General features: G+C 38.7%; 13 protein-coding genes and 1 pseudogene. 7 read left to right on the forward strand and 7 right to left on the reverse strand.

Annotation, left to right across the window (positions count from 1 at the left end):
- Positions 1-324, reverse strand: a 324-nt coding sequence (locus PTE_RS00870; protein ID WP_036842307.1) for a type II toxin-antitoxin system PrlF family antitoxin, incomplete at its 3' end; no start/stop codon positions are given.
- Between the two features lie 131 nt (positions 325-455).
- The gene (metC, locus tag PTE_RS00875; RefSeq protein ID WP_036842310.1) at positions 456-1,649 is read right to left on the reverse strand and encodes a cystathionine beta-lyase; all 1,194 of its coding nucleotides are present in this window, start codon (positions 1,647-1,649) and stop codon (positions 456-458) included.
- Positions 1,650-2,001: 352 nt separating this feature from the next.
- On the opposite strand from metC, the gene exbB reads away from it, so the two are divergent.
- Together exbB and exbD are read left to right on the forward strand one after the other, a co-directional pair.
- A complete protein-coding gene (exbB, locus tag PTE_RS00880; protein WP_036843435.1) occupies positions 2,002-2,973 on the forward strand; it encodes a tonB-system energizer ExbB in 972 nt (323 codons plus the stop codon).
- Between the two features lie 3 nt (positions 2,974-2,976).
- Positions 2,977-3,402 carry a TonB system transport protein ExbD gene (gene exbD / locus PTE_RS00885; protein WP_036842313.1) on the forward strand — a complete coding sequence of 142 codons (426 nt, stop codon included), beginning with the start codon at positions 2,977-2,979 and terminating at the stop codon, positions 3,400-3,402.
- A gap of 106 nt (positions 3,403-3,508) precedes the next feature.
- Here exbD and PTE_RS00890 read toward each other — a convergent pair whose 3' ends face one another.
- A complete protein-coding gene (locus tag PTE_RS00890; protein WP_036842316.1) occupies positions 3,509-3,772 on the reverse strand; it encodes a hypothetical protein in 264 nt (87 codons plus the stop codon).
- Between the two features lie 366 nt (positions 3,773-4,138).
- Positions 4,139-4,348, reverse strand: coding sequence for a hypothetical protein (locus tag PTE_RS00895; RefSeq protein ID WP_036842318.1), 210 nt, complete (start codon positions 4,346-4,348; stop codon positions 4,139-4,141).
- Here PTE_RS00895 and PTE_RS00900 point away from each other — a divergent pair.
- Together PTE_RS00900 and PTE_RS23110 are read left to right on the forward strand one after the other, a co-directional pair.
- On the forward strand, positions 4,336-4,536 hold the full coding sequence (locus PTE_RS00900; RefSeq protein ID WP_036842320.1) for a LysR family transcriptional regulator: 201 nt from the start codon (positions 4,336-4,338) through the stop codon (positions 4,534-4,536). The genes PTE_RS00895 and PTE_RS00900 overlap by 13 nt on opposite strands.
- Before the next feature lie 26 nt (positions 4,537-4,562).
- Positions 4,563-4,976 carry a LysR substrate-binding domain-containing protein gene (locus tag PTE_RS23110; protein WP_241826071.1) on the forward strand — a complete coding sequence of 138 codons (414 nt, stop codon included), beginning with the start codon at positions 4,563-4,565 and terminating at the stop codon, positions 4,974-4,976.
- A gap of 17 nt (positions 4,977-4,993) precedes the next feature.
- Here PTE_RS23110 and PTE_RS00910 read toward each other — a convergent pair.
- Positions 4,994-5,287: pseudogene (locus PTE_RS00910) on the reverse strand (3-oxoadipyl-CoA thiolase); the annotation flags it as partial.
- 65 nt (positions 5,288-5,352) lie between these two features.
- On the opposite strand from PTE_RS00910, the gene PTE_RS00915 reads away from it, so the two are divergent.
- From PTE_RS00915 to PTE_RS00925, 3 genes are all read left to right on the forward strand, one after another.
- Positions 5,353-5,673, forward strand: coding sequence for a helix-turn-helix domain-containing protein (locus PTE_RS00915; RefSeq protein ID WP_036842324.1), 321 nt, complete (start codon positions 5,353-5,355; stop codon positions 5,671-5,673).
- 787 nt (positions 5,674-6,460) lie between these two features.
- Positions 6,461-8,215, forward strand: coding sequence for a GH39 family glycosyl hydrolase (locus PTE_RS00920; RefSeq protein WP_036842326.1), 1,755 nt, complete (start codon positions 6,461-6,463; stop codon positions 8,213-8,215).
- A 222-nt stretch (positions 8,216-8,437) separates the two neighbouring features.
- Positions 8,438-10,186 carry a GH39 family glycosyl hydrolase gene (locus PTE_RS00925; protein WP_036842328.1) on the forward strand — a complete coding sequence of 583 codons (1,749 nt, stop codon included), beginning with the start codon at positions 8,438-8,440 and terminating at the stop codon, positions 10,184-10,186.
- 138 nt (positions 10,187-10,324) lie between these two features.
- On the opposite strand, the gene PTE_RS00930 is transcribed toward PTE_RS00925, so the two are convergent.
- Together PTE_RS00930 and PTE_RS00935 are read right to left on the reverse strand one after the other, a co-directional pair.
- Positions 10,325-11,347, reverse strand: a complete 1,023-nt coding sequence (locus tag PTE_RS00930) for a Fic family protein (RefSeq protein ID WP_036842330.1) — start codon at positions 11,345-11,347, stop codon at positions 10,325-10,327.
- A gap of 134 nt (positions 11,348-11,481) precedes the next feature.
- On the reverse strand, positions 11,482-12,333 hold the full coding sequence (locus PTE_RS00935) for a class I SAM-dependent methyltransferase (protein WP_036842331.1): 852 nt from the start codon (positions 12,331-12,333) through the stop codon (positions 11,482-11,484).
- Positions 12,334-12,561: the final 228 nt, after the last annotated feature.

A 12,561-nucleotide genomic window follows, 5' to 3' on the forward strand; every position in this document is an offset into this window, starting at 1 on the left:
GTTGAGATCTATGTCTATTCCTGCGGTAAGTGATTTTGCCCGGTTGATGAGCTGTTCACTTAATTGTTGTACTTGTTCAGGATGTTCCTTAATGTCTTTTGCCAGAAAGTTCAGAAATGATTCAATTGCAGGATCTTTTTCTTCTTCGTTGTTTTTACGACTAATAAGTACATCACCGGAAGATAAGATCTTATATTCGATACTATCATGGCCCGGTCTTAGTTTGAGAGCTTTACGAACTGGTGTTGGAATGGTTGTTTGGCTGCGACGGGTAAGTTTGGATTCTGCACCAACCTCGAACTCAACACTTGGGAATGCGTGCATATTTTGACCTCATTATGTTGATTTAATCATCTTTCTAACAAAGTGTAATGCAAATGCATTGTAATGACAATGAGTTTATATTGTCTTTAAGTGTTGAGATTTTCAGTTTATTACCTTAGATAACAATAAGATTAATCAGCAAAAATTCGACTAAATCCCTCAGCTAAATCATCAATCAAATCCTGAACATTTTCCAGCCCGACATGCAAGCGGAACAGGGTGCCTGTTCTTTGTGGGGCATCGTATTGGCGTATTGTTTTTATCTCTTCTGGTTGATAACCCAGGATCAGTGATTCGAAACCACCCCATGAAAATGCCATTTTAAAATGGTGAAAATTATCCAGATAATTTGAAAATTGCTGGTGTGTTAATCTTTCTTTCAATTGAAAAGAGAACAGGCCATTACTGCCGCTGAAATCGCGAATGAAATTGTCATGGCCGGGGCAGGAGGGGAAGGCAGGATGATAGACTGCTGCAACTTCGGATCTCTGTTGCAGCCACCGTGCTATCTCGATACTGCTTTTTTCATGTTGTTTCAGGCGAATGGCTAAAGTCCGCAACCCGCGACTTGCCATATACACCGTATCGGCATCCGCCATTTGTCCCATCAAATAGGAGCTTTCCCGCAGTTGCACCCAACAGCGTTCGTTTGCGACGGCAATACCTAACATTGCGTCTGAGTGACCAACAATGTATTTGGTGCCGGATTGAATAGAAATATCGATGCCGAACTCCAGTGCCTTAAACAGCACACCCGCGGCCCAGGTATTATCAATCATGATGACAATATCTGGATTGACTTGCCGTACCGCGCGAACAATCGCCGGAATATCCTGTACTTCCATGGTGATGGAGCCTGGGGATTCAAGAAACACCACTTTGGTATTGGGCTTAATCAGTTCAGCCATCTCCTCGCCAATCATCGGATCAAAATAATCGGTAGTTATATTCATCCGTGACAATATCTTGTCACAAAAGCTTTGTGTCGGGTCGTAAGCTGAACCAGTCAACAGAATATGATCGCCGGCGGCGGCAAAAGAGAGAATGGCATTGCTGATCGCGGCGGCACCAGAAGGATAAAGCGTACAACCTGCGCCTCCTTCCAGTTCAGCCATGGCTTCCTGAAAAGAGAAATGGGTTTGGGTGCCACGCCGGCCATAAAACAGTTCGCCATTGGCGCGGTTGTGTGTTGCCTGCTTTTTGGATGCGACAGAATCGAAAATCACAGATGATGTTCGTTGAATGATTGGATTGACTGCGCCTTGAGTAAATTTACGGTTTCTGCCTGCATTGACCAGTGAAGTTTCCAGTTTTTTTTCTGTCATGATCCATTGCCACCTTAATTTCAAAGTTTGAAATGGTGTAAAAAATAGAGTTAACACGTTAAAAGATTTAGTCCTTTTTGTACAAAAGGATTAGGCCAACTTGACGAAAATTCATCTGATGACTTGTGAGTGAGGTTTCTTTGATTTTATTTTGTGAAGGGGTAACACTTTTTTATTAAACAATAATGATAATTACTATCAAATCACTTAATGTTTGATATCATCAGCCTTCATTTTCATTCAGTCTGGCGAAGATGAATGAAGACTCAGTGTAAATAAGGTTAGTGAGATGACGAAAGGTAATTCACTGCTAAATAACAAGGTTTATAAGAAAGGGAGTAAAGGCCAACTGATGCGTAATTTGACTGCTTCAATTATCTTAGCGTTCGGGCTGACAGGTTCAGCGTTGGCTGATACAACACCAGCATCTGCAACAGACAACAGTACCACGACAAAAACCGCACAGATTGCAACACCTGCTCCGGCGGCGACCTCAACAACTTCGGGTACAACTGCACCGCCGGCAAATCAGGTTGCACCACAAACGGCATCCGCTACAGACTCTACCCAAGTGACTCCGGTGGCCACTGATGTTGTTGCTCCTGATGTTTCAGCCGATGAAACCAGTCTTTCCAGTGGTTTTGCTACCGATTTGTCTATCTGGGGCATGTATAAGAACGCTGACATTGTTGTTAAGACCGTGATGGTTGGCCTGGTGATTGCTTCTGTTATTACTTGGGCGCTGTTCTTCTCAAAAGGAACTGAACTGTTGGCTGCCGGTCGTCGTTTACGTAAAGAGCAATTGGCTCTGGCGGAAGTTAAGAGTCTTGATCAGGCTACGGAAATTGCAGAAGGTTTCAGCAAACTCAGTATTAGCCGCTTACTGCTGAATGAAGCACAGGCAGAACGCCAACTATCTTGTGAAAGTAGTGATCTGAATAGCACAAAAGAGCGTGTCTCTTTCCGTCTGGAACGTTCAGTTGCGGCTATCAGCCGTCATATGGGGCGTGGTAACGGCTATTTGGCGACTATTGGCGCGATTTCTCCTTTCGTGGGTCTGTTTGGTACGGTGTGGGGGATCATGAACAGCTTTATCGGTATCGCTCACTCACAGACAACTAACCTCGCCGTGGTGGCACCGGGTATCGCGGAAGCGTTGTTAGCGACAGCGCTTGGCCTGGTAGCGGCGATTCCGGCCGTTGTGATTTATAATATCTTCGCCCGTATGATTGCGTCTTACCGTGGTCAGGTTGGTGATATGACGGCACAGGCATTATTACTGCTTGGCCGTGATCTGGATTTGGCAAATAGCAAGACAAGGTGATTTATGGCAATGCGTCTTAATGAAGATTTGGACGATAGCGGCGAATTGCACGAAATCAACGTCACACCATTTATTGACGTGATGTTGGTGCTGCTGATTATCTTCATGGTAGCGGCACCACTGGCAACCGTTGATATTAAAGTGGATTTACCCGCATCGTCGGCAAAACCGCAACCCCGTCCTGAAAAACCGGTATTTCTGACGGTTAAGGCTGATCGTCAGCTTTACGTCGGTGATCAACAGGTAGATCATGATACTCTGGCGGCGGTATTGGATCAGACAACCCAATCCAATAAAGAGACAACAATTTTCTTTCAGGCTGATAAAACTGTGGATTATGAAACACTGATGAGTGTGATGGATGCTCTGCGTAAATCGGGCTATCTGAAAGTGGGATTGGTAGGAATGGAAGCGGTTTCATCGGATTAGTTATCAATAATCCTTCTATTAAATAACCGCGCTGGAAAGCGCGGTTGAGATTAACGTGGTAATTGGTTTGTGTAATGAGAGCCTAATTTGGTCAGGGTGGGAATAATCACGCTATCCTGGATCGATATGAGAACATCGAAATGACGTTCACAGAATCTGTCTGATTGTTAAGCTCATAAAGTGAACTATCGTTAGCCAGTTCAAGCAGCATTGGCACTGTAATTTTCAAACGCTTGGCTAGTGCTTCAATATTGATACAAACATCATTAATAAGCACTTTTATTGCTCGATGAAATAATTCAGGTTTCTCATGGGGAATAAGATAATCCTCTTTTTCCTCGATAGCTTCGCCCTTGCGTTTAAGCCCCAAAAAAGCCGTTTTGTATTGAGTATCGGTTAAAAGAGAAAGCTGATGTGCCCGATAAATACAAGCACATTGAGTAATTCTTTTGCAATAATACTTAAACGTTCTTCACTTAACTGTGGATGGAATTCTCAAGGATAGCGGATGTTTGGCATTTACTGTTTTCTCTAAGAGTGCAAAAATTCAAATCTGTCAACCTTGATACTGGTGCAACTTTCTGATTTTGTCAACCCAACATTATTTTAATAGTTTCTTTAATGCATCTCAAATTGGGCTAATTACACGGTTGTTGATTACCACTTATTATATTCACTTTTATTTGATTACTTGTTACCTGCATTCCATTGTGTATAAAGCTATTTCTGAGCGCGGTTATACCAGACGTTTCGCACCAAACAGAACCAAAATAGTTGCTAATAGTGCGCATCCGCCGCCACTGAGAGCGACACCACTCCATGAAAGATGCCAGGCTGCTATCGCTCCCAAAGAGGAACCCGCTGCGCCACCGGAGAAATAGCATGTCATAAAAACAGTATTCAGTCGGCTCCGGGCATCAGGTAGTAAAGTATATGGCAGCTTCATCTATTACACGACAGATAGACAGCCTTGAGCAGATGTTGGAGGTAAAACTTTTCTCGCGTTCTACCCGTGGCTTATCACTGACTGACGCAGGAGAGATTTTGTTTTCAAGAGCGCAAGATATTATCAATAACCTTGTCGATATCCAGGCTGAGTTAGCGGCTTTGCGGTTATTCGGATTGGTGAATTAAAAGATAGTTCGCTTTATTCAAAACGGATCGCCACACAGACTTGGGTTGTTTGCGCCAGTCCAGGTTATATCCAGAAGTACGGGGCTCCGACAACACTTTCTGAGTTATCTAACCATTATTTGCTTGATAAACATCATGATCCTGCTGGCATTTGTTGGTCACACTATCAGGATGATATCAATCTCAGCAATGAGAATAGGATTTTTCGCAGTGACGACTTTGACACATTGAGAATGGCCGCCGTCAATGGATTTGGAGTAGGGCTTTTTCCTAACTGGGTTGTTTCATCGGATATTCGTTCTGGAGAGCTTATTGCATTGTTCAATGATCCTGATGAACGTAAGGATGGTATTTATTTATTACGGGCACTTGCGTACCCGCCAGCAAAATTAACGGTATTTATATCACTATTACAGGAGTGGCTTGCCAAGGCGATTTAGCGTTAATAGAAAAGTGATCAAACTTTCTCAAGGATCATCGCGATTCCTTGTCCAACGCCAATGCACATAGTACATAAGGCCAGTTTTCCTTGTTGGCGGTGTAATTGATAGACGGCATTCGCTAAAATCCGTCCCCCAGATGCACCTAATGGATGTCCCAGAGAGATAGCACCGCCGTTACAGTTGACATGGGATGCATCCCATTGAATATTAAGCTCTTTCATTACAGCCAGAGTCTATGCAGCAAAAGCTTCATTGATTTCGATAACATCCATGTCTTCAATTCTTGTTCCAGATATTGCTAAGGATTTGTTAGATTTTAATGATACCCAAATTAATAAAATGATTGAGCTATCACTATTGGTGGAGGTTAAAGATGACCAGTAAAATGAATGAAATGCTTGATTTCGCTAAGGAAATTGAGGCTGCGGGTTTAACAGATGGTGAGTCAGTTCGCCGTATTGAAGCCAGAATTAAAGACAGAGAGCTAAAAGAAAAATACGGAAATATACTCTCTATGACAGGGGATGATATTAAGCGGATCCGTGCTCAATACAACATTTCCCAATCTTCGCTTGCTTTGATATTAAACATGACAAAAGAAAGCGTATCGAAATGGGAGCGAGGTGAAATAAAACCTAATGGCGCTGCATTGCGTATACTTAATTTAATTGACCAGAAGGCACTGGTTATTTAACTGCACTCTGAACGGCCTTGGTATTCCAAGGCTGTTTGTTTCACGCTCCCTGCCCATATGCACTGATAAAACCTGTTGCACCAGTCAATAAAGCATTTTTCTTGGTCATCACTATTGTTACCTCATTATGTGTGAGTTTTATATTTCATTCTTTTTTTAACTTTGTAAATCTATATTTAACGTATAAGTGCTTTGCATAAAATGCAAGAATATATTTCACATATATTAACTGTTTGGTGTTTTTTATTATTATCTGATAATTTTTCTCTATAGATAATAAAATTAGCAGTGCGATTATTATGAATGTAGTCATTTGTTTTTATTTTTTAATATTGCTTGGTAATGGATAATTTAAAATTGCAAGGAATTTTATTAAATGACTAAAACTTCAAGTATATTTATAGCACGTATTAATGACTTGCAATTATATATTCATTGGTAAAGTTTACTGACTATATGGTTTTACCTTGTGCTATTTTATGATTATTATTATCAATTTCTTACTGGGAGATTTATTTTTGTGATTATTTTAATTCTGATATTATCAAGTAAACTACAGTGTTGTTCTTATTGTTATTGATAATTATATCAATGTAATTAGTTGATTAATAAACCAAATCTAAATTAATAGCTGATAACTTTAATGAGTAGTTAAAAGAGATATTTAACTATTATCTAAGCATTCGCCTCATTTATTATTATTGAGTTATCAGAGAGATGTATTTATTCTCTGATGTTGTTTTTGATTTATAAAGATGTAAGTTATTAATTAATATAGAGACTTATTATGACTAAAATCTTTTCTTTTAATAAAAATCATCGAGATTTATCAGCAGGGCATAACTCACATCTCAAGGAGGTTAATGGTGTGAATGGGATGCCTAAATCGCTAGCACCTGGCTTCCCCGATTTAGATGATCAGTTTAATCAGATGGGAATTACCCATATCCGTCTGCATGATGGTTTTGGTATTGGTGATATGGATAACTATTTCCAGGTGGATAGGAAGAATAATCAAAATCAAATGATTGTCAATGTCCCAGAGGAAAATAAATCTGCGGCAAAAAAACTTGTCGCTGATATTTCAAATGTTAGAAGTATTTTTCCCAATGCGGCTATCGGGATGAGAAATCATGATGTTAATCTTGCATTAAAAGAGGCTAATTATGAAATGACGGATGCTTATTTGCACGATGTTCTGAGTAATCAAGTAGATCTGAATCCAGATAATATTCAGCGCCAAATCATGTTTCGTATCGGGCGTTCTCTTGATGGAGGTTATGAAACACCAGAGGATTTTGATATTTATGCAATATTAGTCAGTACCTTGGTGAGTCGTTACGCTTTAAATTATGCCAGAATTGGTTTGCCAAGGAAAATAAGCTACTGGGAGATCTGGAACGAACCTGATTTACTGTTTTTCTGGAATAGTAATGACCCGAAAAAATATTACGAATTATATAATAAAATAGTAAGGGTAATTAAAACGATTGATCCTGATGCTAAAGTTGGTGGTGCTGGGATTTCATTCAGTAATAATGCAGGCGGTGATTATATTGATGGGTTTTTCCGATATTGTAGGAATAATAATGTACCATTGGATTTCTTTTCCTGGCATGGATATGTTGATACTGGAGACCCGCAAAACATTATTGATATGGGTAATACGATTCAGAAAAGTTTGCATACTTATGATTTTACCGAGACTGAAAGTATTTGCACTGAATGGAATTCCAGTCCTTTTGGATCGAGAAATACATTTACAAAAGTGCAGAGTGCTAAAAATGCAGCATATATAGCTTCATCACTTATTTATATGCAATATGCGAAAGTTGACCTAGCGCATTATTATCGAGGCGATGGCTTATCTTTTGGCTTGTTTAATAATCAACCTAATCCTAAAAACCCATGTGTTAAAAATTTCTGTACGTATTCAGCTCAATCCTTTAGTCTTTTTGCCAGAATGTTCGAAACACCTCATATATTAAGTGGTAATAAGGATTTCTCAACAGGTTTAACCGTTTTGGCAACCGAGAATGAATCAGGTAATAAAATTAATATTCTGGCCGCAAATTACAAAGTTGATAAGAGTTTTTCAGATGGTAATGTCGCTCCCGTTCCTGCGGATTTATATCGACAATACTATCTGGATACTAGCCGAACATTGAAACAATTAACCGATACCTATAGCAAGAATCAATGGTTTGGTGGTATTGATCCGACAACAATTCATCATAATAATGCGGTAGTGCAAAATGATCCGGTACAACAAATTCCGACTGATACGTATTTAAGACCGAAAAGTCGTGATTATATTCATAGTGATCAAGGTGTAACCATAGTGATTGATCATATAGGTTATAAGAAATTTAAAGTTAAAGCGTACCGTATTCAAGAAGGCGGAGGATTGGAACAAATGACACCACCAGAGGTGACTAACCAAATTACCGTATCTATATCTAATAATAAATTAACATTAGTGGATAAAATGGCAAAACCTTCAACGGTGACATTATATTCATTAGAATTAAGCCATCATTAGTTCTTATGAAATTAAAATATTATAGTAAGTTATTTTTCTTTGTTTTATTATTAAGTGGAAAATAAAATAATTATAGTCATGTATAAGAGGTTTATTTTAATCCATTAGGCTCTGAAAGGAGCCTTTTTAATCATGAGGAGTCGGACGAAATGTATTTAATTCAGAGTGTATACAATGATTGTCATTGATAATGTAATTTTTTAATTAACATAGAGGTTTATTATGACTAAAATTTTTTCATTCAATAAAAATCATCGAGATTTATCGGCTGGGCATCACTCATTGCTTAAAGAGGTTAATGGCTTGAATGGTGTACCTAAATCTCTGGCACCTGGCTTCCCCGATTTAGATGATCAATTTAATCAGATGGGCATTACCCATATCCGGCTTCATGATGGTTTTGGTATTGGCGATATGGATAACTATTTCCAGGTGGATAGACTAAGTGATCAGAGTCAAATGATTATTAATGTCCCAGAAGAAAATAAACTCGCGGCTAAAAGACTATTTTCTGATATTTCAAATATCAGAAGCATTTTTCCCTATGCTGCTGCTGGGATGAGAAATCATGATATTAGTCTTGCATTAAAAGAGGCTAATTATAAAATGACTGACGCTTATCTGCGCGATATTATGAATAATAAAGCCGAGTTGAATCCCTGTAATATTCAGCGACAAATCATGTTTCGTATTGGGCGTTCCGGTGAGGGTGGTTATGAAATACCACAAGATTTTGATATTTATGCAATGTTAGTGGGCATCTTAGTGAATCGCTATGCTTTAAACTATGCCAGAATCGGCTTGCCGGGAAAAATAACTTATTGGCAGGTTTGGAATGAACCTGACTTACTTTATTTCTGGAACAGTGATGATCCTAAAAAATATTATGAATTATATGCGAAAATTGCAAGAATAATTAAAGCTGTTGATCCTTCGGTTAAAGTAGGTGGCGCTGGTATTGCGTTTGTTAATAGTAAACTTGAAGATTATGTTGATGGATTCTTACGATATTGTAAAGATAATGATGTACCGTTAGATTTCTTTTCCTGGCATGGATACGTTATAACTGGAGACCCACAAAACATTATTGACGTGGGGAATGCGGTTCAACAAAGTTTGAATACTTATGGTTTTACCGATGCAGAAAGTTTCTGTACTGAGTGGAATTCCAGCGCTATTGGGACGAAAAATACATATACAAAGGTGCAGAGCCCTAAAAATGCGGCATATATTGCTTCCACGTTTATTTATATGCAATATACCAAAGCCGATAGAGCTTATTATTATCGAGGTGATGGCCTATCTTTTGGTCTGTTTAATAATCAATCTAGTCCTAAAAATCCATGCGTTAAAAATTGCTGTACGTATTCAGCTCAGTCCTTTTATCTGTTTTCCAGAATGTTTGAAACACCTTATATCTTAAGTGGTAATAAGGATTTTTCCACAGGCTTAACCGTTTTGGCGGCTGAGAATGCAGAAGGCAATAAAGTTAATATCTTAGCTGCAAATTATAAAGTTGATAAGAGTTTTGCAGATAGTAATTCGGCACCTGATTATCTATATCAACAATATTATTTGGATACTAGCCGATCACTTAATCAATTAACCGATACCTGGAGCAAAAACAAATGGTTTGGTGGTGTTGATCCGACAACAATGAATTCTGATAATATGGTAGTGCAACATGATCCTGTTCAGAAACTTCCGGATGATAATTTGTTGAGAGCTAAAAGTCGTGATTATACGAATAGTGACCAAGGTGTTACTGTGGTGATTAACCATATAGGTTATAAAAAATTTAAAGTTAAAGCATACCGTATTAAAGAAGGCGGGGGATTGGAAAAAATATCACCGCCAGAGGTGACCAACCAAATTAATGTGTCTATATCTAATAATAAATTAACTCTGGTAGATAAAGGAGCAACTCCTTCAACGGTAACATTATATTCATTAGAGTTCAGTCATCATTAGTTTGATATAAAATAGAAATGTTATGGCAAGTTTTTTTCCTGTTTTATTAATAAGTTAAATCAAGGGATAAAATTATTTTAACCTGTCAGGCTCTGAGAAGAGCCTGTTTAATAATAACGAATAGTTTGGAGAGCTAATTTATTGTTGTTTTAAATGCAACCCTTTTTCTGTCAAACGATAACCTTGTAATGGACTACTGGGTTTTTCTGGATGACTCATTTCAATCAATCCGGCTTCTAGTGCAGGTTGCAGATAGCGTAGACGGAATGAGCTGCGATCTTTTAATCCAAGCGCTAATTGAAGTTGCTCACGATTCATTTCTCCTTCCAACGCCATAATTAATTGTCTAACCTGGTGGGTAACCTGATGGCTAGCTTGATGGGTAGCCTGATGGGTAGATTCTAGAATTGCGTCACGTATCATGCTCAACATAAATTCAATAAAGGTTGCACAATCAGCTTGTTGGGTACTGAGATTAATTGCTTGATAGTAATCAGCCTGATGCTTGTAAACCAGACTTTCAACTGGAATGAATTCAAATAATGAGTTCCATTGATTTAAGATTAATGTCTGCCACAATCTGCCCATTCTGCCGTTACCATCGGCAAACGGGTGAATAAATTCAAATTCATAATGGAAGATGCAACTGGCAATAAGTGGATGAATATCCGTAGAGTTCAGCCAGTAAAAAAGATCAGCCATCAGTTTTGGAACCCGGTTTGCCTGCGGAGCCATATGAATGACTTTTTCTCCATTCATGACACCAACGCCACTATTCCGGTAACGACCTGCATTATCTATTAACCCTTTCATCAGAACAGAGTGGGCTTCCAGTAAGTTCTGTTCTGATGTGAAATGCCAATGCTGGAGCTGCTCATAAGCTAAAATAGCGTTACGTGCTTCCTGTATTTCGTTGATTGGTGCGATGACTCGCTTTCCCTCAATAATTGCTGTGATTTGGCTTGTGTCAAGCAAGTTACCTTCAATCGCCAGCGAGCCATGAATTGTTCGTATCCGATTGATACGTCTCAATCGCAGGGCTTTTGCTTGTTCCTGTTCTGTACTTAACCGCCCGATATTCTCACTGATTTCGGCGACTAATTGGATCATTTTAACTGTAATTGAGAAAGGTGGTTGATAACCTTTTTTCGCCGAATTCATTGAATACCTTAATTGGATTTATAGGGTTACGGTAAATAGCTTTAATTCTGTTATTGGGTTTTGAAAAGATCGGTATTATCGCCAGTAAGGTGATATTGAGCAACAGACTGGCGATTGTTACACGGAGTGTCTTATTATTTCCCTGCCAGCACACCATACATTAGCGGCATACGGGGCATTCCTTCCGGTTGTACCATTTTGCCGCCACCGATATGACGCATTCCTTCAAATCCACCCCATCCATTCGAGTAAGGGTATTCATTGAATTGTTCAATGCGTAATCCTGCTTGTATCAGAGCATTGAGTACTTCATTGATCCCCCAGTAAAATTCATAACTACGGTGAGGATTTTGGAAATCTTTAATACCTTCTTCTATCATGCCACTTGGACAGAGGGTTTCGGTGGATTCAGCAGCATAATCGTGAACACCGTTTTCTTCAATTATTGCGCCTTCCCTGAAATAGTCATAATGTGGCTTCCATTGTGCATTAAAATAGAGAGCGAATGGATGAAATTCAATGAGTACAAATTTTCCTTCAGGTGTTAATAATTGTGAAATAAGTCTGGCCCAGTTTTTCAGATCAGAAATCCAAACCAATACACCATAAGAACAGAAAATCCGATCAAATTTTAAATTTTCTGTAATGGCTTGTTCCATCCAATCAAAAATATCAGCGCGATGGAATTGGGCTGGAATGCCACTATCGTAGGATAATTGACGGGCGAAATTAATCGCTTCATCAGAAATATCGACTCCGGTTACCTTGGCGCCATAGTGCGCCAAACTTAAAGTATCCTGACCCGAATTACATTGTAGGTGTAAGATATTTACACCTTTTATATCACCCAATAGTGATAATTCCTCCGGATAGAGAGTGTTGCCGCCTTGCTTGAAAAAAACGGCCTGATCACCTTTATGACTGTTATGAGCAACAGTAGCGGCATTCCACGACAAACGGTTCGCTTCATGAAATTCTTTATTCATCTGTTTTTACCTGTGTCAGAACGAAAATAAATTTATTTATTGCTTATGTTGGTTGGTAAGAAAGATATTACAATAAAAATTAGGATTATTGTATTTATTTTAATAGTAATTAAAACTCTACTTTGGCAAAATTATCAGTAAATATAACCTCAGCTACATGTTATATTTAATAATATTATTTACTATAAGTTTTTATAAGAATAAGAGCTGTTTAAACGGAGAGGTTAG

It is taken from the genome of Photorhabdus khanii NC19 (assembly GCF_000517265.1).
Classification (GTDB): Bacteria; Pseudomonadota; Gammaproteobacteria; order Enterobacterales; family Enterobacteriaceae; genus Photorhabdus; species Photorhabdus khanii.